Origin of the sequence: Rhizobium hidalgonense (genome assembly GCF_005862185.2) — a bacterium.
GTDB lineage: Bacteria > Pseudomonadota > Alphaproteobacteria > Rhizobiales > Rhizobiaceae > Rhizobium > Rhizobium hidalgonense.
In genome coordinates this window covers 1447018-1466871 of record NZ_CP054027.1, presented here as the reverse complement: position 1 = coordinate 1466871, position 19854 = coordinate 1447018, and the positions used below count along the sequence as shown (strand labels likewise).

Here is a 19854-nt window from a genome sequence, read left to right as displayed (position 1 = left end):
TTTACTCCGCCGGCATGCCGTGCGGGACGCGGAAAAGGCTCCGATCCTGCGCACGTTTTTCCGGTCGATGGCGCGTCAGCGCCAGAATGAAGCCGGCGGTGACGCAGATCGCCACCATTGACGAGCCGCCGTAGGAAATCAGCGGCAGCGTCATGCCTTTTGCCGGCAGCAGTTCGAGATTGACGCCGATATTGATGATCGACTGGATGCCCATCTGCAGCACCAGGCCGGCAACGGCGAAGCGATTGAAGTCGTTGCGCTCGCGATAGGCATGCGAGAGGCCGCGCAACACCAGCACGGTAAACAGCGCCACCAGCGCCATGCAGAAGACAATGCCGAACTCCTCAGCCGCGACCGAAAAGATGAAGTCGGTATGCGCATCCGGAATGATGCGCTTGACGATGCCCTCGCCCGGTCCCTGGCCGAACCAGCTGCCGCGGATGATCGCCTCGCGCGCCGTGTCGATCTGGAAAGTGTCGCCTTCGCCGGTCATGAACTTGTCTATTCGCAACGCCACGTGCGGGAAGACGTAATAGGCGCTGAGCAGGCCGCCAGCACCACCAATGCCGAGCAGCATGATCCAGATCCATGGCATGCCGGCCATGAAGAACATCCCGCCCCAGACGGCCGTCGTCAGGATGGTCTGGCCGAGGTCAGGCTGCGCGACGAGCAGCGCCGCGACAATGGCAAACAGGATGATGGCGAAGAGATTGCCGGGAATTTCCGGCTGGCGCGCATGTTCGGCAAACAGCCAGGCGCAAACCACGACGAAGGCGGGCTTCATGAATTCCGACGGCTGGATGGAAAGGCCGGCGATCCAGATCCAGCGCCTGCCGCCCTTGACCTCCTGCCCGACGAACAGCACCAGCACCATCATCGCGAGCGAGATGATCAGCAGCAGGATCGCCGTTCTCCGCACCTGCCGCGGTGTCAGGAACGACAGTCCGAGCATGACGGAGATAGACGGGATCATGAAGGCGGCATGGCGCTTGACGAAGTGGAAGGGCTCGAGCCCGATGCGCTCGGCAACCGCAGGAGAAGCCGCAAACGACAGCATGAAGCCGATGCCCATCAGGAAAATGAACATCGCCAGGAAGAAGCGGTCGATGGTCCAGAACCAATCGGCCAGAGGCCCACGTTCCGCGCGGCTTACCATGTCATTTCTCTCCTGTTGCCGAACCGATCAGCATCGCAATTCCGTCAAGTGCTGCCACGTGTCCGACGAAGGCTTCACCCCTGACTTCGAAATTCTTATACTGGTCGAAGCTTGCGCAAGCCGGGGATAACATAACGACCGAAGCGGCCGCCTCGTCGCGCTCGGCATCGGCCGCCGCATGCACGACCGCTCGCTCCAGCGTGCCCGAGATCTCGTAAGGCACGGCCTCGCCGAGCGTGGCTGCAAATTCCGCCGCCGCCTCGCCGATCAGATAGGCTTTGGCGATGCGCGGGAAATAGGGAGCAAGCGTGGTGATGCCGCCTGATTTCGGCAGGCCGCCGGCGATCCAGTAGATGCGATCATAGCTCGAAAGAGCAGGTGCGGCAGCATCGGCATTGGTCGCCTTGGAATCATTGACGAAAACGACGCGGCCACGCTGCCCCACCGGCTGCATGCGGTGCTTGAGGCCGGGGAACGAGGCAAGGCCGGCGCGGATGTCGTCAGCGGAAACCCCGACGGCAAGGCAGGCGGCCACAGCTGCGGCGGCGTTCTGCGCATTATGGCTGCCGCGCAGCGTCTGGACGCCGTCGAGATCGGCGAAGGGCAGCATGGCGCCACCGGCTACCTGAATGAGCCTGGTGCCCTCGGCGTAAATGCCTGATGCCACCACGTTGCGGCGCGAAATGCGCACCACCTTGACGCCTGCCCGCTCGACGCGGTCGGCAATCAAGGCCGAATGGCTGTCGTCGATGCCGACGATCGCCACATCGCTGCCGGCGACCAGCCGTTCCTTGATATCGGCATAATGCTGCATCGTGCCGTGACGGTCGAGATGATCGGGCGTCAGGTTGAGCAGGATGCCGGCAGAGGGGTTCAGCGTCGGCGCCAGATCGATCTGGTAGGAAGAGCATTCGACGACGTAGTAACGCCCGGCCTTCGGCGGATCGAGCGTCAGCACCGCCGTGCCGATATTGCCGCCGAGCTGCGTGTCGTAGCCTGATGATTTCAGAATATGGGCGATCAGCGCCGTCGTCGTCGACTTACCGTTGGTGCCTGTGATGGCGATGAACGGGCAATCCGGCGCATGGGCGCGGCGCTCGCGCACGAAGAGCTCGACGTCGCCGACGATATCGACGCCGGCGGCGCGCGCAAGATCGACGGTCCAGTGCGGCTTCGGATGAGTGAGCGGCACGCCGGGCGACAGCACGAACAGCGCCTGCTGGCTCCAGTCGATAGTGTGCAGATCTTCCGTCCTGATGCCTTCGGCCGAAGCCTTGGCGACGCTGTCCGGATTGTCATCCCATGCGGTCACCTCGGCGCCGCCTGAAATCAGCGCCCGGGCGGTGGCGAGGCCGGAGCCGCCGAGCCCGAAGAGCGCGACCTTCCTGTCCTTGAGCGTCGTGATCGGGATCATCGCCGCCTCACCGGAGTTTCAGCGTCGAGAGGCCGAGCATGGCAAGACCGACGGCAATGATCCAGAAGCGGATCACCACCTGGCTCTCGGTCCAGCCCTTTTTCTCGAAGTGGTGATGGATCGGCGCCATCAGGAAGACGCGCCGGCCGGTCATCTTGAAGAAGCCGACCTGGATGATGACCGAGAGCGTCTCCATGACGAAGAGGCCGCCGATGATCGCCATGACGATCTCGTGTTTGGTGGCGACGGCGACGGTGCCGATCGTACCGCCGAGGGCCAGCGACCCCGTGTCGCCCATGAAGATGGCGGCCGGCGGGGCATTGAACCAGAGGAAGCCAAGGCCGGCGCCTATGACAGCGCCAAGCACGACGGCAAGCTCACCGGTGCCGGGCACGAAATTGATCTGCAGGTAGTTCGCAAAAACCACGTTGCCGGCGAGATAGGCGATGACGCCGAAGGAGGCGGCGGCGATCATCACAGGCACGATGGCGAGCCCGTCGAGGCCGTCCGTCAGGTTGACGGCATTACCGGCACCGACAATGACGAAGCCGCCGAAGACGACGAACATGATCCCGAGATTGATCATGAAGTCCTTGAAGAAAGGAAAGGCGATCGACGAGCCGAAGGTCGAACCGGCAACGCCCGAGGCAAGGGCAGTGCGCATCATGAAATAGACGGCGATGCCGGCAATGACGAATTCGATGCCGAGGCGCGCCTTGCCCGAGAAGCCCATATGGCTCTGCTTCGTCACCTTGAGATAGTCGTCGTAGAAGCCGATCGCGCCGAAGCCGAGCGTCACCAGCAAGGTGGCGACGACATAGACGTTGGAGAGATCGGCCCAGAGCAGCGATGCGCCGACGATGCCGGCAAGGATCATCAGCCCGCCCATGGTCGGCGTGCCGGCCTTCTTGAAATGGGTCTGCGGCCCATCGGCGCGGATCGGCTGGCCCTTGCCTTGCCGGATGCGCAGCGAATTGATGATGGTCGGCCCGAACAGGAAGACGATCAGCGCTGAGGTGAAAAGAGCGGCGCCTGTACGGAAGGTAATATATCTGAACAGGTTCAGAAATTTGAAATATTCCGACAGTTCGACAAGCCAGATCAGCATTCAGGGCCCCTTGTTTACCCGATCAAAGTTCGCGTTGCGTGTCGGAAAATGGCGGGAACTTGTCAAGGAGCGCGGCGACGATCTTGCCGAAACCGATGCCCAGAGACGATTTCACCATCAACACGTCGCCCGGTGCGACCGAGTCCAGTACATAATCCGTCAATTCGCCGGTGTTCTCGCGATACTCGACATGGACGCTTTCCGGCAATGATTCCTTGAGCGCCGCCATCTCTGCGCCGGCGAGCCAGACATGTGCGATGCCGGCTGCAAGCAGCGGCACGGCGAGATCGGTATGGACCTTCTGCGCATAGTCGCCCATCTCCAGCATGTCGCCGAGCACGGCGATACGGCGCCCGCGGCCGGCCGGCTCGGAGGCCGCCAGCAGTGCGATCGCCGCCCGCATCGAAGCTGGATTGGCATTGTAGCTCTCGTCGATCAGCGTGAAGCTGTCCCTGCCATTGCCGATCGAAAGGCGGTGGCGCTTGCCCCTGCCCTTTTCCGGCTTCAGCGTCGCCAGCGCTTCGATCGCCTTTCCCATGTCGGCGCCGACGATCCTGACGACCCCGAGTGCTGCGAGCGCATTTTCGGCGATATGGCGGCCGGGCGCGCCGATCGCGACCTCCAGCGTCTCGCCGCCGATCGTCAGCCACAGCGTCGAATTCTCGTCCGAGCCGTTGAATTCCGCCAGCCGGAATTCAGCCTTGGCGTGCTGGCCGAAAGAATGAATATGCTCGATGCCGAGCGACTGCGCCGTACGATCGAGGAAATTAAACTGGTCGTTGTCGCGGTTGAGCACGACATGGCCGCCGGGCTCGAGCCCTTCGAAGATCTCCGCTTTGGCGGCAGCGATCTCCTTGATGTTCTTGAAATTGCCGAGATGCGCCGGTGCGATTGTCGTGATGATGGCGACATCGGGACGGATCATCTCGACCAGCGGCCGGATCTCGCCGGGATGATTCATCCCGACTTCGAAGACACCGTAATCCGTATCCTCAGGCATGCGCGCCAGCGTCAGCGGCACGCCCCAATGGTTGTTGAAGGAGGCGACGGAAGCATGCACCTTGCCGGAGGACGACAGCACGTGCCGCAGCATTTCCTTGGTGGTCGTCTTTCCCACAGATCCCGTCACCGCAATGATCCGGGCCTTGGAGCGCTGGCGCGAGACAAGGCCGAGCCGGCCGAGTGCGGCGAGCACATCTTCGACGACGATCATCGGCACCGTCAGCCGGCCCATGGCCGGAAGCCTCGCCTCACTGACGACGAGAAGGGAGGCGCCGTTCGCCATCGCCATCGATGCGTAGTCGTGACCGTCGACTCGGTCGCCCTTGATCGCGAAGAAGGCCTCGCCTGGAGCAATCGAACGGCTGTCGATGGAAATGCCGGTGATGCCTTCGGGCAGGGTGCCGAAGGGGCGCCCCGCCATTGCTGCGATCATATCTTCGGTCGTCCAGAGCCAGCTCAAGATTGCAGTTCCTCCAAGGCCTTGCGCACCTCCGCATGATCGGAGAATGGCAGGGTCACGCTGCCGATTGTCTGCCCTTCCTCATGCCCCTTGCCGGCGACGATCAGCGTATCGCCGGATCTCAACATGCCCACAGCCTCGCGGATCGCGGTGGCGCGATCGGCAATTTCCGAGGCGCCCGATGCTGCCGCCATGATCTCCGCCCGGATCGAGGCCGGCTCCTCCGAGCGCGGATTGTCGTCGGTGACGATAACGACGTCGGCAAGTCGGCAGGCGATTTCGCCCATGATCGGCCGTTTGCCGCGATCACGGTCGCCGCCGCAGCCGAAGACGACAACGACACGGCCTGTGGTGAACGGCCGGACCGAGCCCAGCACGTTTTCCAGCGCGTCAGGCTTGTGGGCGTAGTCGACATAGGCGAGCGCACCGTCTTTCGTATGGCCGACCAGTTCGAGACGGCCGGACGCGCCGACGAGTTTCTCGAGTGCGGCCATCGCAACCTTCGCCGCTACGCCGGTCGACATGGCAAGCCCTGCCGCAACCAGCGCGTTGGCCACCTGAAAATCGCCGGCCAGCGGAATGTCCACCTCGAAGATCTCGCCGCCGATATGGATCTCGGCGGTCTGCTTGTGGCGGAAGTGTTCGACGCGTTTCAGCGAGAGGTAATCGCCCTTCCGCCCGACGGTGCGCACGTCGTGACCGGCTTCGTCAGCCGCCTTGATCGCCTCAGCCGACCACGGATCGTCGGCGAAGATCACCGCCGGCGCACCCTTCGGCAGCAGCGTATCGAAAAGCCGCATCTTGGCGGCCATATAGGCCTCGACCGTGGGATGATAATCCATGTGGTCGCGGCCGAGATTGGTGAAGGCGGCGGCGGCAAGCTTGACGCCGTCGAGCCGGCTCTGGTCGAGACCGTGGCTGGAAGCCTCCATCGCCGCATGCGTGACACCTTCGCCGGCGAGTTCGGCCAGGAGCTTGTGCAGCGACACCGGATCGGGCGTCGTCAGCGAACCATATTCGTTGCGCGTCGGCGAGACGACACCGGTTGTGCCGATCATCGCCGCCGCATGTCCCGCATGCGCCCAGATCTGCCGGGTGAAGGAAGCGACGGAAGTCTTGCCCGCCGTGCCGGTGACGGCGACCATGGTCTCCGGCTGTCTGCCGAAAAAGCGCGAAGCGGCGATCGACAGGAAGCGGCGCGGCTCCCTGACCACAAGCACCGGGATGGAAGCCTCGACGGCCTGGGAGGCGACCGCGACGGCGGCACCCCGGCCGGCGGCATCGGCGATGAAGCCCGCACCATCAGCCTTGGTGCCGGCGACCGCCACGAAGACATTGCCCGGCGCCACATGACGGCTATCTGAAGACAGGCCTGAAATATCGAGCAGACCTGCCGGGCCTTCGAGCTGTGCTTCAATTTCCGGAAACTGATCTCCGGCCAGGTCTCGCAATTTCATCGAATGCATTTTTCTCTCTTGAAGCCGGTCCACCCCTCGCGAATCGGCGTCGATATTCATTCACACTCAATAAGACACCAGCAAGGCCGATCCGCCCTCCCCGAATTTCGGCTCGATGCCGAGGATAGGAGCTGCGCGGCTGATGATCTCGCGGGCGATCGGGCCTGCGGTACCGGCAGAGATCGTTCCGCCATATTGCTTCTCGCCGGTTTTCGGCTCGTCGCAGAAGGTGATCACCGCATATCTCGGATCGTTGATGGGGAATGCGGCAATGAACGAGTTGAAGTTCAAGGTCGCGGAATAGCGGCCGTTCACCACCTTGTCGGCCGTCCCGGTCTTGCTGCCGACGGCAAAGCCCGGCACGCGGGCGACGCGGCCCGATCCCTTGTATCCATTGAAATCGAGCAGATAGCGGATTTCGTCGCTGGTCGTCTTTTTGATGACCTGCGTGGCGATCTCATCGGCCTGGTCGCGCGTGCGCGGCAGGAATGTCGGCTCGATCAGCTTGCCACCATTGACGAGAGCCGCGGCCGCCACCCCTGTCTGCAGTGCCGTCGTCGAGACGCCGTGGCCGAAGGAAATCGTGATCGAGTTGATCTTCTTCCAAACCCTCGGCTGGCTCGGCATCTTCACCTCAGGCAGTTCGGTCTGCATCTTGGTCAGCAGGCCGAACTTGGTCAGATAGTCTTTCTGCGCGTCGATGCCGACGATGTCGATGACGCGCGCCGTGCCGATATTCGAGGAATACTGGAAAATCTCGGGTACGGTCAGCCAGCGGCGCTGACCGTGGAAATCGTGGATGGTGAAGCCGCCGATATAGATCGACTTGCTGGCATCGAAAGTGTCGGTCATCTTCACCTTGCCGGTGTCGAGCGCCATCGCCAGCGAAAAGGTCTTGAAGGTCGATCCCATTTCGAAGGTGCCGTTGGTCATCCGGTTGAGCCAGCCCTCTTTAGCCCCTTCCTGCGGATCGTTCGGATCGAAATCCGGCGCCGAGGCCATGGCCAGCACTTCCCCGGTATGCACGTCGATGACGGCAGCACCCGCCCCCTTAGACTGGAAGTTGTTGACGGCGTTGACGACTGCGTCCCGGACGATGTTCTGGACGCGCAGGTCGATCGAAAGCCGCACCGGTTCAAGCGGCTGGTCGCTGGTCATGCCGACCGAGGCCAAATCGGCAAGCCCCTGATCGTCGATATATTTCTCCATGCCGGCGACGCCGCGGTTGTCGATATTGACGTAGCCGAGGATATGCGCGGCGGTCGAACCGCCCGGATAGAAGCGGCGCTTTTCCGGCCGGAAGCCGATGCCGGGAATGCCGAGTGCCAGGATCTGGCTCTGCTGCTTCGGCGTCAGCTGCCGGCGCAGCCAGGCGAAATGCGAGGTTTTGACCGAGAGCTTCTTATAGGTATCCCGGACGTCGAGTTCGGGCAGAACAGTCGCAAGCTTCTCGACCGCCTCGTCGGCATCGACGATCTTGTTGGGTTCGGCAAACAGCGAGACGGTGCGGATGTCAGTCGCCAGCACCTCGCCGTTGCGGTCGAGTATGTCGGGGCGCGAGGCCATCAGCCGATCGGGCGGCAGGATGCTGGAGACGACTTCCTGATCCTTCATCGCATATTCGACGAGGCGGCCGCCGATAATCACGTAAATCCCCATGAAGCCGAGGATCAGCAGGCCGACACGGCTTTTTGCCTGCCCCGACTTCTTCTTGCGGGATCCTTCGATCGCTAGGCCGGCGGGCGAAGGACCGCCGAACCGGTTATAAACGCCGGCGGAGAAATGCGCTTGGCTCTTCAAAACCATGATGCGGGAAAGAAACGACATTATTCCACCGACCCCGTTTCGATCTCGTCTGCATCGTCCTCCGGCTCGGCGCGCGGCGCGGGCTTGGGAACGGGCTGCGCCTTCGTCGCGACCGTCGCGCCGGCCAGGCTCGCGCCTTTGGCGCCGGCCTTGGCCTCGGTCACGTCGGGCACGGGAACCTCGGACTTCAGCATCGGCAATTCCTTGGCATGCACCAGCGCCGTCGATTGCGTCGGTTGCAGCTGCAGTTCGTCGTCATAGGCCTTGACCAGCCGCTCCAGCCGGTTCGGCTGCGATTGCAGCGCCCAGTCGGCCTTGAGAAGGTCGATCGTGTCTTCCTCGAGCTTGATCTCGGCTTCGAGGCGATGAACCTCCTCGAGCTTCAATTCGGCGCGATGCTTGATCGTGTAGGTGACGGCGGCGGTGGCCGTCATGACGCCGATGAGTACGAGATCGAACGTTTTCAGCATATCAACCTCCAAGCTTTCCGAGACTGGCGAGATTGGGAAACCCGAAGAGCGACATATCCGCAGCCTCGGCGGCGGCATCCGTCCTCAGGCCGGCGCGCAGTTTGGCGGAGCGGGCGCGCGGATTGATCTCCGCCTCCGCCTCGCTTGCCGAAACCATCGGCTTGCCGATCGCCGCGAAAGTTGCCGCCCGCTCGTGCGCGACCGGAAGGTGCCGCGAGCCAGATGCCTTGCCGGCGCGGTCGGAGAAGAATTTCTTGACGATGCGGTCTTCGAGCGAATGAAAAGTGACGACAACGAGCCGGCCGCCCGGCTTCAGCGCCGCTTCCGCCGCAAACAGCGCTTGCGCGAGTTCGCCGAGCTCATCGTTGACGAAGATGCGCAAAGCCTGGAAGACGCGCGTTGCCGGGTGGATCTTGTCCTTCATCTTGCGCGGTGTGACCAGCTCGATGAGGCCGGCAAGATCGCGCGTTGTTTCGAACGGCTTTTCCTCGCGGCGCTTCTCGATCGCATGCGCGATGCGCGGCGACTGGCTTTCCTCACCGAGGAAATGAAAGATGCGGATGAGATCGGCGACCTTGGCGCGATTGACGACATCGGCCGCCGAAACGCCTGCAGCCGACATACGCATGTCGAGCGGCCCGTCCTTCTGGAAAGAGAAGCCGCGCTCGGCCTCATCGATCTGCATGGAGGAAACGCCGATATCGAGCACGACGCCATCAAGCCCACTTTGCGGCGCATGATCGGCAAGATGCGAAAATTGCGAATGAACGAGCTTGAGACGGCCACCATGGGCGGCAACCATTGCCTGGCCCGATGCAATCGCGCTGGGATCACGGTCGAGCGCGATCACCTCGGCGCCGGCCGCAAGAATGGCGAAGCTATAACCACCCGCACCGAAGGTACCGTCGAGGATGAGCTTGCCGGGCGCAGGCGCCAGCGCTGAAAGCACCTCATCGAGAAGAACAGGAATGTGACGAACCGGTCCGCCACCGGCATCAGTTGAACCTCCGCCAGGATTCGCCACCATTCCGTTCCCTCGTTCTTTCAGGAACGCTTGCCCGCCAGCTTGCGCTCCCCTCGTGCCTGCGCCTGCGCAGCCACAAAAGCCTGCGGCTGCCAGAGCTGAAAATGATCCGCCCGACCGACGAAAGTCACTTCGTCCGAGATGCCGGTAAAGCCGCGAATGAAATCCGTGACCATCAGCCGCCCCTCGGCGTCGAGCTTCATGAAGACCCCGCCTCCATGAATGAGAAGCGACATCTCGTTCGCATCCGGCGAAAACGGATCCTCCGCAGCAATCTGCCGTTCGAATCTTTCGAGAAGATCCGGACCCCCGACACTGATCGCCGGAAACACAAAGTCCTGGAAGCAATAGAGCTCCAGAACATTGCGCTGCACCAGCACGGAACGGAACGCCGAAGGCACGGAAACCCTGCCCTTGGCATCGATCCTGTTGGTCGCATTCGAAAGGAAGCGGCTCATCACACGAAACATCCGTTCCCGCAGGGATCCGGACCAAAAGACGCCCGAAACTCCCGATATCAGGCACAGCTTCGCAAGCCGGACGAGTGAAAACCCCTCCGACGCTTCCGGAGAGGAAGACGCCTTTGCTTTGCGATGAATGGGCAGGTGATTGCCCCGGTGCAGTGCACATTTGGGATAGCATGGGACCATATGGGCGTCAATGGGATACGCCCATTTTGCAATAGACGCATGATCAAAAATTTATAAGCCGTTAAGTTTAACAAAGGGTTAGGATCGCCCTCTCGCGATGGCGCGCAGCGGCGCTTTTAAAAAAAGAATTTTCAACAGGCGGAGTGCATAAGCATCCACTTGAAAACATTCTATTTCAGCAGTTTACGGGGAAGTGATTCTTGAAGTCAGGGCTTGATCGCGCCACAAGAGTTAATCGCCAGTTGGCCTGTAAGCCGGGTTCTGTATGGCTCCGGCGTGAACCGGAACGTGGCAGCCATTCCTCTGGGACAGCGCTCGCACGCTGCCTCGCGCAACCCACCCGGATGACTGGCCTGGAAACCGGCCGGAAGGCCTTTCGGCCGCCCGCGTCATCCCTATTCGGTCTTGCTCCCGGTGGGGTTTACCGTGCCATTTCCGTTGCCGGAGATGCGGTGGGCTCTTACCCCACCCTTTCACCCTTACCTGTCATGACAGGCGGTTTGCTTTCTGTGGCACTTTCCCTGAGGTCGCCCTCGCCGGACGTTATCCGGCACCGTGTTTCCGTGGAGCCCGGACTTTCCTCACCCTACCGCCTTTCGGCATTGATAAAGCGCGGCTGCCCAGCCAACTGGCAGGGCTCCCATAAACGACAGAAACGGTAATTGCCACCGAAATCAGAATTTAATTAGCGAAATTGCGGTGTGAAATCCGTGGAGTAGCCCTGTTCAGTGATTCTGCCTGCTAAAAGCAGCTCGGCCCCAAGCCGGCCGATTTCGTCCGAGCTCTTGGCCGAGGTGCCGGCGCAGCCCGTCAGCACCGCGATTCCAGGCGATGAAGTATAACCGATCATCGGGTAGCCGCTTTGCGTCTGCGACACGACGCAGGCTGCCGTCGAAATCGAGAGCGGCGCCATGTCGGGCACGAGAGCTTCGACGATGCGTTCGAGATATGCGCGAACGGTCTCGCGCCCCTCGGTTCTGAACCAGGCGCGCATCTCCATCTCGTCGCCGAGCGCCAGATCGTCTGGGTCACCGCCGATCTTAAGATAGTACTTGCCGTCGGGATAACGGATCGGCGGCAGCAGATAAATATGGATACCGGGCACATCGAGAATGAGCGAGGGCATGGCCGCAAGACGCGCCGCATCGGTCTCGCTCACCTCGAAAAGCGTTACCGTCCGACCATAAACCGTCATCGCAACCGGACGCGCCAACAGATTCTGCGCAATGGAAAATCCGCCCGCTGCCAGCAACACCTTTTCACCGCGATAGCTCCTGCCGCCTGCGGTCCGGACGACAGCCGACCCGCCCTCGCTGCGGATCGAGACGACATGGTCTCGAATGATGGCGGCACCTGCCTTTTCCGCCAACAGCGACTGTGCCTTGACCAGGCTGCGCGGGCTGATATGGCCGGCGCCCTTCGCCTCGAAGACACCGGCGGCGCCATCGGGAAAGACGAAGAAGGGAAAGGCGGTTTTCAATCCGGCCGCGTCGAGAAGACTGGTCTCGACGCCGAGCGAAACGGCGGCCTGCCGGGTTCTTTCGAGATAGTCGCTTCCGTCAGGCGCGACAACGACACAGCCGATTTCTCTATAGAAGTCGATGGCGCTGTCGCGGGCAATCTCGTCGTAGCGGCTGATCGAGCGATTGGCCAGCAGCGCCCAGTCGCGATCCGGATCGATGGTGCGGGTGATGCGGCCTTCGTCGTAATGACTGGCAAAGACGCCTTGATGCCTCCTGCGGTCATCGGGCTCATCAGGGCCGATGACGGCGACGCCATCCGTCTGGCGTGCCAGATATTTTGCGGCCGCGGCACCCATCATGCCGCGGCCGATAACGATGAACCTGAAATCGACTGCCATATCGCACCTCGCTAAATTCGAGCGATACCATGGCAATCATCCTGAATCATCCAGCTCTTGTCAGGGATAAACGCTTCAGGCTCAGAGTATTGCCAGAACCTTGCCGCAATAGGACTTGGACACCGGGTTCATGCGCGTGGCGCCATGGCCGGCATTGTATTTGAGGATGGTGTTGCAGGTCTCGCCACCACCGAGATCATGGGCGGCAGCCAGATATTTCATGCCGTACTTGATGTTGGTTTCCGGATCGAACAGGCCCTTGGCGGCGCCGGAATAACCCATCATGCGGGCCGTTGCAGGCTTGATCTGCATCAGGCCGATTTCACCGTGGCTGCCGCGCGCATTCGGATTGAAATTGCTTTCGACGCGGATGACCGCGGTCGCCAGGGCAACAGGTACATTATATTGGTTCGCATATTTGCTGATCAGCGCGGAATAGGAATTGGCGGAAACATCGGCGACGGGATAGCCGCTCTGGCGCTCGACCGTCTTCAGCGGGCGTTCCGCCGTCTTGAGCGGACGCTTCGCCGGCTTGACCGAACGTTCCGCTTTCTTCAACGGACGCTCTGCCTTCTTCGAAGGACGCTCGACCTTCTTCACCGGCGCATCGGATCGCACACCCCAATCATTCGCGAAGGCAAAGCTATTTCCCGCCAGCACCATGCCAACGCACGTTGCAGCAACAACAATCAGTTTTCTCATGTAGTCTTGAACACTCCGACCCAAAGAATTTCCAGACGGCGCGCCTCGCTGTCATAATGAATTCTAGATCAAAGAGCGATCTGAATTCACGGTAATTCTTATCGTTTCACATAACGCCCGCGGTTTAACTCGAAAACAACCACGAGACCGCTTGGCGGACGTTCTTAGACCATCGCAATGAGGAGATAATAGGGAAATGATGTGGCAGGCCGAATTTCGCGCTGCAATGCGAAATTCGGCGTTTCAGTAATTGCCGAGGAATCAGGAATAACGCGGCAGCGCCGACAGCAGCCGATGCAACGTGTCGATCGTCGAGAAATCGGCGATGCCATCCACCCGTTCAGGCCGGAAATGGCGCTGGAAAGCTTCTACGTCGCCCGCCGTCTTGTCGGAAAATTGGCCTGTGATTTCAGTGCTATATCCATAGAGAGACAGCATTGACTGCAGCGCTTCGACAGGCTGGCCGGCATCACCCCGCTGGAAGAAGCGCCCGCCGGTGATCGTTGCCGGCTCGACCCAGTGCCCGATGCCCGCCCTGTGGAGCTCGGCCCAGGGGAATTTTTCGCCCGGATCGACCTTGCGGACTGGGGCCACATCGGAGTGCCCAAGGACTCGTTCCGGTGCGATCGACCAACGTTTGACACAGTCGCGACACAATTCGATTACCGCGGCGATCTGTTCTTTCGGATAATCGGGAAGCCCGCCGGGGTGGCCGGCATTGGCGATCTCGATGCCGATCGATAGCGAATTGATATCCGTCTCGCCGTGCCAGCTGCTCTTGCCCGCGTGCCAAGCACGCCGGACCTCCGGTACGAGCTGCACCACCTCGCCGTTCTCATGCACGAAGTAATGGCTGGAAACCTGGCTCTCGGCGCGACAGAGCCAGTCGAGCGCGCCGAAAGCCGTCGGCATGCCGGTATAGTGCAACAGGATCATGTCCGGACGACGCCCGTCCGCGCGCTCGCCATGGTTCGGCGAAGGCTGCACGCGGGCACTCCCGCAGTCGGCCTCGAAAGAGGTCATGCGGCGCGGCGTTCCTTCTCGATCGCCTCATAGGCGGCGTTCAGCGCCGCCATGCGCTCATTGGCAATAACATGGAACTCCCTCGGCACGCCGCGCGAGATCAGCCGATCCGGATGATGTTCGCTGACGAGACCATGATAGCGGCGGCGGATGGTCGGGAAATCGTCCGAGGGCAAAACACCGAGCACCTTGTAGGGATCGCCGCCGGACGAGACGTGACGGGCGGCAATCTGCTCGAAGCGCGTCTCGCTCATCTGGAAGATCTCGCCGATATGACTGAGGAAATTCAATTCTTTCTCGTGGATCAGCCCATCGGCTTTGGCGATATGGAAGAGACCGTCGAGCACGTCTTCCAGTACCGTGCAATTGGCCGCGCAGGTAACGCAGAGCGTCGAGAGCCGTTCGGCATAGGCTTCGTAGCCGGCCACGTCCTGGCGTGCGAGGTTGTAAAGCCTGGCGACGTTCTTTGCCTGGTCTTCAGGGAATTCGAAGATTTCGCGGAAGGCTTCGACCTCCTTCTCGCTGACGATGCCGTCGGCCTTGGCCATCTTGGCCGACAACGCGATGATCGCCACGGAGAAAGCCACCTTGCGCCGGGTCTCGGGATCGCCTTCGAAAACCGTTCGGATAGCCTCGACGACCGCAGACAGCGCATTGCCCGCGGTATTGCCAATGGCATTCAACAGTTTTTCCCAGAAGGACATCGAAATCTCTCGCATGCTTGTCGACTTATATGCAAACAGCTTGACCAAAGAATCGTAGCCTTTGCAAGGCGACTATTGGTCGTAGGGCCGAACACAGTTTTCACGATTTGGTAATTGTCGCAACGCAGCAAAGGTTCCTCGTGCGCTCGGCACCTCCGCTTCGCAGCGCGCCGCGCCGGCAATTTCCACAAGAGTTCTCGGCAGTCAGAACGGGCTTGAAACGATTATATCAGCTCTTAGGGTCGCCGCGCGGCAGAAAGGCGCTTTTTCGTAAATTCTTTACTTTACAGGCTCCTTTCCCTGCCGCATCCATGCCCTCATGCATGTTGCCCGGAAGTGTGCAGCGGGTCCGGGATAACGACATGCATGAAAACAATGCACTGAAGCGCGTCACTCGAGTCGAATTCGATGCGACGCCTATAGCTGACGCCGCCGCACCGAAACGCCATAGGAGGGATCATGGCCAAGCAGAAAGTTGCAATGCTGACCGCCGGAGGCCTGGCGCCCTGTCTTTCCTCCGCCGTCGGCGGCCTCATCGAACGCTACAGCGACATTGCCCCCGACCTCGATATTGTCGCCTACAAGTCCGGCTACCAGGGCGTATTGCTCGGCGACAGCATCGCGATCACCCGCGAGATGCGCGAAAAGGCGCCACTGCTGCATCGTTATGGCGGGTCGCCGATCGGCAATAGCCGCGTCAAGCTCACTAATGCCGCCGACTGCGTCAAGCGCGGCCTGGTCAAGGAAGGCGACAACCCGCTCAGGGTCGCCGCCGAACGCCTCGCCAATGACGGCATCACCATTCTCCACACGATCGGCGGCGACGACACCAACACCACCGCCGCCGACCTTGCCGCCTATCTCGCCGCCAACGGCTACAACCTCACCGTAGTCGGCCTGCCGAAGACCGTCGACAACGACGTCGTGCCGATCCGCCAGTCGCTCGGCGCCTGGACGGCCGCAGAGGTCGGCGCACATTTCTTCGACAATGTCGGCAATGAACAGACGGCCGCGCCCCGCACCCTCGTCATCCACGAGGTCATGGGCCGCCATTGCGGCTGGCTGACGGCCGCTACCGCCGGCGCCTATCTCCAGCGCACCAGCCGCAACCAGTATGTCGATGGCCTGATGATGGACGCGCGTCTCAAAAGCATCGACGCCGTCTACCTGCCTGAAATGGCCTTCGACCTCGACGCCGAGGCCGCCCGCCTGAAGGAAAGCATGGACCGCAACGGCCACGCCACCGTCTTCGTCTCCGAGGGCGCTTGCCTCGACGCCATCGTCGCGGAGCGCGAAGCCGCCGGCGAGACCGTCAAGCGCGACGCCTTCGGCCATGTGAAGATCGACACGATCAACGTCGGCGCCTGGTTCCAGAAGCAGTTCGCCAGCCTGCTGAACGCCGAGCGTTCTCTCGTGCAGAAATCAGGCTACTTCGCCCGCTCGGCGCCTGCCAATAGCGACGACCTCCGGCTGATCCAGAGCATGGTCGATCTCGCCGTCGAAAGCGCGCTCAACAAAGTCTCCGGCGTCACCGGCCACGATGAAGCGCAAAACGGTAAATTGCGCACTATAGAATTCCCGCGCATCAAGGGCGGCAAGGCTTTCGACCTGTCGACGGCATGGTTTGCCGAAGTCATGGACAATATAGGCCAGAAATACAAAGAAGCGTGATTGACGGATGGTTAATATGGTGTCTTTGCTTGTTCCTGAGGAATAGGAGGAGACACCATGTCACTTGAAGCCTGGTTCGCTTTTGCGGCCGCATCCGCCATCATGCTGGCCATTCCGGGGCCGACGATACTGCTCGTCGTTTCCTATGCGCTCGGTCATGGACGCAGGACTGCGTTTGCGACGGTGGGCGGCGTGGCACTTGGTGACTTCACCGCAATGACCGCGTCTCTCTTTGGGCTCGGCGCCGTCCTGGCCGCCTCCGCCGCGCTTTTCACCGTCTTGAAGTGGATCGGCGGCGCCTACCTGATCTGGCTGGGAATCAAGCTGTGGCGGGCTCCAATCATCGGCGAACTTGTTGCCGACAACGACAATCTGCCGGAGGAAAAGTCGCTCAAGATTTTCCTCCACGCCTATGTCGTCACGGCGCTAAATCCGAAGAGCATTATCTTCTTCGTCGCCTTCGTGCCGCAGTTCCTCAATCCCGCCTTACCCTTCTTCGGGCAGATGGCGATCATGGAAGCGACCTTCCTGGTGCTGGCGATCCTCAACGCCGCCACCTACGCGTTTCTCGCCCATTCCGCTCGTGGACTGATTCGCAAGGCAAGCGTCCAGCGCGCCGTAAACCGGACGGGCGGCACTCTGTTGATCGCCGCAGGCGCCGTAACGGCCGGCTATCGCCGCATTGCGGCTTAGAAATCCGGGTATCGCCCTGTTTCAGCTTGGAAATAATCCGTGGTTGCCGGAATGCCACAAATAGGTTAATGGGGTCGGCAGGGTTTAAGCTTTTTAGTAACTTTTTTAACGCTGCCGGGGCGGCGCGATTTCACGAAAGTGGCGGAATGGTAGCGATCGGATTGTCCGGCCTGAAACGCAGTCTTGTCGTTTCGACGATACTCTGCGGCGTGATGACGGGATGCGCCAGCGTCGAATACACCTCCCAGGCCGAACTGACAGCCGCCCAGACTGTGGTGCCGATGCCGAAACCCGGTGAAGATGCCACACTTGCGGCTATCCCGACAGCGGAGGGCGCGGCCGGTCAGGTCGCCGGTGCCACCATTCCCCAGGCATCCCCCTCCCTGACCGCAACGGCGATGCCGAGCGTGACAGCCTCTCAGCCTGCCGATCTTCCCATGCAGCCGGCCGCCTATGCGCAGATCCCGCTGACGCCCGAGATGACGGCGATCCAGTCCGTGGTGCCGACGCCGCGTCCGGGAACCCCGGCGCAGCCGACGACGCAGCTCGCCTTTGCGGCGACACCGCAAAACAGTGCGCTTGCAGCACTTGCCGCAGTCGACACCACACCGCGTGCCAGCATGGATTACGGTTTCGACGAATCCGGGCCGATCGATCCGCCGACGGCACCGCCGATGTTCAGTGACGACGACAAAGACGATGCGCCGACGGTCGAAAAGAGCTTCGTCACCAAGCTCATTCAGAAATATTCGAAGCTCTACGAAATTCCCGAGACCCTGCTCCACCGCATTGTCCATCGCGAGAGCCGCTACAATCCCAAGGCTTACAACAAGCGCGGCTATTTCGGCCTGATGCAGATCAAGTACAATACGGCCAAGTCCATGGGGTATGACGGCGCTCCGGGCGGTCTCTTCGATGCCGAGACCAATATCAAATATGCCGCAAAATATCTGCGCGGCGCTTGGCTTGTCTCCGACAGCAGGGAAGACGATGCCGTGCGCCTCTATGCGCGCGGCTATTATTACGACGCCAAGCGCAAGGGCATGACCGACATCGCCCAGGGCAACTATTAAACAATAAACGACTGGAACGACGGAAGTCGCCTATGGCTGCGGCTGCGCTGGCTGTTGCGACACGGCCTGCTGTTGCGGTGCTCCCGTTTGCGGCAAGGCCCCCAGAACAGCCTTGAGAAGCGTCTGCGGCTGATAGCCGAGCCAGCTCGGTGTCAGGCCGAGTCTCACGACGACCAGATCGGCGGACGGCACGATCGCCATGCTCTGCCCATCATGCCCCGTCAGCCAGAACGTATCCTCAGGCAGCCCAGATTTAGCATTTGAACCGCCGGGCGCCAGCCAAGCCTGGCCCTGCGTATAGCGGCCGTTCGACGCTGCCGTCGGCGTGCGCATGGCGCCGACAAAACCCTCCGGCAGCAGCCGCTGGCCGTCCCAAACTCCGTCCTGCAGCAGGAACTGCCCGAAACGCGCCCAGTCATGCGCCGTCGCATAGAGATAGGAGCTTCCGGCAAAGGTGCCGCGCGCATCGAGTTCGAAGACGGCGCTCGTCATGCCGAGCGGCGAAAACAGCGCGTCGCCAGGATAGGAAAAGGCCGCCTGTGCATTGCCGACCCTATCCATCCAGATGCGTGACAAAAGCACCGCCGTGCCGCTCGAATAGCGGAAGCGCTTGCCGGGCTCTGCGTCCATCGGTGCGTTGGCCGGCAGCGATACCATGCCGGGATCGAGATAGAGCATGCGCGTCACATCGGCGACATCGCCATAATCCTCGTTAAAGGCAAGGCCGCTCTCCATGCCGAGCAGATCGGAGACCTTGATCTTGGCGCGCCCGTCGTTCTTCCACTGCGCCAGCAAATCGTCGTCGTCGAAGGAAATCTTGCCGTCGAGCATCAGCCGGCCGACGATCGCAGCATTCACCGTCTTCGTCATCGACCAGCCGATCAGCGGCGTCTTCGCGGAAAAGCCGGGACCATAGGCTTCGGCAACAATGCGACCATTGCGCACCACCACGATCGCCCGCATGGTCGGGCCGGCAAGCCGGGCATCGGTAAGCAGAGCGGCGATCTTCGCGTCACGCCGATCGCCGGCGCCCTCCCCCTCCGGCCATAGGGCCTCGTTCACCTCCACCCCCGCCGGCACATCGAAAGGCACCGCATTTGCCGCCGCCTCGAAATTGCCATCTGGCACGCTCGTACAGCCGAAAGCGCCGCGATAGAGCGCATAACTCGGTGCAAACAGTCCCAGGAAACGCGCCGTCACCCGGCCGTTGTCGCGGTCGACGCTGACGCGCACCAGCCGCAGCAGCGGATTTCCGGGCGCCTGAACATCATCTTCGAGCACCTCCTCGGCCTCCCGGCCGGCGATGAAGACATTGGAACAGACGATCTTGGCGGCATAGCCGTCGCCGACACGCAGCAGTTCCGGCGGCCGGACGAAGAGCCAGCCGCCGTCGCCGATAACGAAGAGTACGACAAGGAGAGCAAGCGCCTTCAGAATACGCAGAACAAATCGCATGGCATTCCTCCATGCCGTGAGAGAAGCAGGAATCACAGGCGCCGGAAAGAGGCTGCAGCCAAGAACAGCCGCCATTGCGATCACTTTACCAGGAGGGCGATCTTTCCGGAGAACGGCGCCACACA

17 protein-coding genes and 1 other RNA gene are annotated in these 19854 nt (G+C 61.4%); 3 read left to right on the top strand and 15 right to left on the bottom strand.

The window, feature by feature from the left end; all coding sequences use genetic code 11:
- Position 1: 1 nt before the first annotated feature.
- From ftsW to FFM81_RS06845, 14 genes are all read right to left on the bottom strand, one after another.
- Positions 2-1156, bottom strand: a complete 1155-nt coding sequence (ftsW, locus tag FFM81_RS06910; RefSeq protein WP_003565051.1) for a putative lipid II flippase FtsW — start codon at positions 1154-1156, stop codon at positions 2-4.
- 1 nt (position 1157) lies between these two features.
- Positions 1158-2570, bottom strand: coding sequence for a UDP-N-acetylmuramoyl-L-alanine--D-glutamate ligase (murD, locus tag FFM81_RS06905; protein WP_138385713.1), 1413 nt, complete (start codon positions 2568-2570; stop codon positions 1158-1160).
- A gap of 7 nt (positions 2571-2577) precedes the next feature.
- Positions 2578-3678: a phospho-N-acetylmuramoyl-pentapeptide-transferase gene (gene mraY, locus FFM81_RS06900; protein ID WP_003565055.1), complete on the bottom strand. Its 1101-nt coding sequence runs from the start codon at positions 3676-3678 to the stop codon at positions 2578-2580.
- Between the two features lie 22 nt (positions 3679-3700).
- Positions 3701-5140, bottom strand: a complete 1440-nt coding sequence (locus FFM81_RS06895) for a UDP-N-acetylmuramoylalanyl-D-glutamyl-2,6-diaminopimelate--D-alanyl-D-alanine ligase (protein ID WP_138385712.1) — start codon at positions 5138-5140, stop codon at positions 3701-3703.
- Positions 5137-6657: a UDP-N-acetylmuramoyl-L-alanyl-D-glutamate--2,6-diaminopimelate ligase gene (locus FFM81_RS06890; protein WP_173883762.1), complete on the bottom strand. Its 1521-nt coding sequence runs from the start codon at positions 6655-6657 to the stop codon at positions 5137-5139. Before FFM81_RS06890 ends, FFM81_RS06895 begins: the two co-directional genes overlap by 4 nt.
- 6 nt (positions 6658-6663) lie before the next feature.
- Entirely contained in the window at positions 6664-8424 is a 1761-nt protein-coding gene (locus FFM81_RS06885) for a peptidoglycan D,D-transpeptidase FtsI family protein (protein WP_025416637.1), read from the bottom strand.
- Positions 8424-8873 (bottom strand): cell division protein FtsL, encoded by a 450-nt coding sequence (gene ftsL / locus FFM81_RS06880; protein WP_003565063.1) that lies wholly within the window; start codon positions 8871-8873, stop codon positions 8424-8426. Before ftsL ends, FFM81_RS06885 begins: the two co-directional genes overlap by 1 nt.
- A 1-nt stretch (position 8874) precedes the next feature.
- The gene (gene rsmH / locus FFM81_RS06875) at positions 8875-9900 is read right to left on the bottom strand and encodes a 16S rRNA (cytosine(1402)-N(4))-methyltransferase RsmH (protein ID WP_138385710.1); all 1026 of its coding nucleotides are present in this window, start codon (positions 9898-9900) and stop codon (positions 8875-8877) included.
- 17 nt (positions 9901-9917) lie between these two features.
- A complete protein-coding gene (gene mraZ, locus FFM81_RS06870) occupies positions 9918-10355 on the bottom strand; it encodes a division/cell wall cluster transcriptional repressor MraZ (RefSeq protein WP_003565068.1) in 438 nt (145 codons plus the stop codon).
- Positions 10356-10781: 426 nt separating this feature from the next.
- Positions 10782-11179: RNase P RNA component class A (rnpB, locus tag FFM81_RS06865), an RNA gene on the bottom strand.
- Between the two features lie 53 nt (positions 11180-11232).
- The gene (locus tag FFM81_RS06860) at positions 11233-12408 is read right to left on the bottom strand and encodes an NAD(P)/FAD-dependent oxidoreductase (RefSeq protein ID WP_138385709.1); all 1176 of its coding nucleotides are present in this window, start codon (positions 12406-12408) and stop codon (positions 11233-11235) included.
- An 81-nt stretch (positions 12409-12489) separates the two neighbouring features.
- The gene (locus tag FFM81_RS06855; RefSeq protein WP_003565072.1) at positions 12490-13110 is read right to left on the bottom strand and encodes a lytic transglycosylase domain-containing protein; all 621 of its coding nucleotides are present in this window, start codon (positions 13108-13110) and stop codon (positions 12490-12492) included.
- Between the two features lie 261 nt (positions 13111-13371).
- Entirely contained in the window at positions 13372-14133 is a 762-nt protein-coding gene (locus FFM81_RS06850) for an N-acetylmuramoyl-L-alanine amidase (RefSeq protein ID WP_003565074.1), read from the bottom strand.
- Positions 14130-14837, bottom strand: a complete 708-nt coding sequence (locus tag FFM81_RS06845) for a J domain-containing protein (RefSeq protein WP_003565076.1) — start codon at positions 14835-14837, stop codon at positions 14130-14132. The genes FFM81_RS06850 and FFM81_RS06845 overlap by 4 nt, the downstream gene beginning before the upstream one ends.
- 459 nt (positions 14838-15296) lie before the next feature.
- On the opposite strand from FFM81_RS06845, the gene FFM81_RS06840 reads away from it, so the two are divergent.
- The 3 genes from FFM81_RS06840 (at position 15297) to FFM81_RS06830 (ending at position 18274) form a co-directional block, all read left to right on the top strand.
- Positions 15297-16508, top strand: a complete 1212-nt coding sequence (locus tag FFM81_RS06840) for a pyrophosphate--fructose-6-phosphate 1-phosphotransferase (RefSeq protein WP_138385708.1) — start codon at positions 15297-15299, stop codon at positions 16506-16508.
- A gap of 57 nt (positions 16509-16565) precedes the next feature.
- Positions 16566-17201 carry a LysE family translocator gene (locus FFM81_RS06835; RefSeq protein ID WP_003565080.1) on the top strand — a complete coding sequence of 212 codons (636 nt, stop codon included), beginning with the start codon at positions 16566-16568 and terminating at the stop codon, positions 17199-17201.
- Positions 17202-17347: 146 nt separating this feature from the next.
- Complete coding sequence (locus tag FFM81_RS06830; protein WP_003565082.1) at positions 17348-18274, top strand: lytic transglycosylase domain-containing protein; 927 nt, start codon at positions 17348-17350, stop codon at positions 18272-18274.
- Between the two features lie 30 nt (positions 18275-18304).
- Here FFM81_RS06830 and FFM81_RS06825 read toward each other — a convergent pair whose 3' ends face one another.
- A complete protein-coding gene (locus tag FFM81_RS06825) occupies positions 18305-19729 on the bottom strand; it encodes a serine hydrolase domain-containing protein (RefSeq protein ID WP_138385707.1) in 1425 nt (474 codons plus the stop codon).
- Positions 19730-19854 lie beyond the last annotated feature (125 nt).

Bases quoted from the DNA above. Each gene is read 5' to 3' on its own strand.
- ftsW (WP_003565051.1), bottom strand. From the start codon at position 1,156: ATGGTAAGCCGCGCGGAACGTGGGCCTCTGGCCGATTGGTTCTGGACC.
- murD (WP_138385713.1), bottom strand. From the start codon at position 2,570: ATGATCCCGATCACGACGCTCAAGGACAGGAAGGTCGCGCTCTTCGGG.
- mraY (WP_003565055.1), bottom strand. From the start codon at position 3,678: ATGCTGATCTGGCTTGTCGAACTGTCGGAATATTTCAAATTTCTGAAC.
- FFM81_RS06890 (WP_173883762.1), bottom strand. From the start codon at position 6,657: ATGAATATCGACGCCGATTCGCGAGGGGTGGACCGGCTTCAAGAGAGA.
- FFM81_RS06885 (WP_025416637.1), bottom strand. From the start codon at position 8,424: ATGTCGTTTCTTTCCCGCATCATGGTTTTGAAGAGCCAAGCGCATTTC.
- ftsL (WP_003565063.1), bottom strand. From the start codon at position 8,873: ATGCTGAAAACGTTCGATCTCGTACTCATCGGCGTCATGACGGCCACC.
- rsmH (WP_138385710.1), bottom strand. From the start codon at position 9,900: ATGGTGGCGAATCCTGGCGGAGGTTCAACTGATGCCGGTGGCGGACCG.
- mraZ (WP_003565068.1), bottom strand. From the start codon at position 10,355: ATGAGCCGCTTCCTTTCGAATGCGACCAACAGGATCGATGCCAAGGGC.
- FFM81_RS06860 (WP_138385709.1), bottom strand. From the start codon at position 12,408: ATGGCAGTCGATTTCAGGTTCATCGTTATCGGCCGCGGCATGATGGGT.
- FFM81_RS06855 (WP_003565072.1), bottom strand. From the start codon at position 13,110: ATGAGAAAACTGATTGTTGTTGCTGCAACGTGCGTTGGCATGGTGCTG.
- FFM81_RS06850 (WP_003565074.1), bottom strand. From the start codon at position 14,133: ATGACCTCTTTCGAGGCCGACTGCGGGAGTGCCCGCGTGCAGCCTTCG.
- FFM81_RS06845 (WP_003565076.1), bottom strand. From the start codon at position 14,837: ATGTCCTTCTGGGAAAAACTGTTGAATGCCATTGGCAATACCGCGGGC.
- FFM81_RS06840 (WP_138385708.1), top strand. From the start codon at position 15,297: ATGGCCAAGCAGAAAGTTGCAATGCTGACCGCCGGAGGCCTGGCGCCC.
- FFM81_RS06835 (WP_003565080.1), top strand. From the start codon at position 16,566: ATGTCACTTGAAGCCTGGTTCGCTTTTGCGGCCGCATCCGCCATCATG.
- FFM81_RS06830 (WP_003565082.1), top strand. From the start codon at position 17,348: ATGGTAGCGATCGGATTGTCCGGCCTGAAACGCAGTCTTGTCGTTTCG.
- FFM81_RS06825 (WP_138385707.1), bottom strand. From the start codon at position 19,729: ATGCGATTTGTTCTGCGTATTCTGAAGGCGCTTGCTCTCCTTGTCGTA.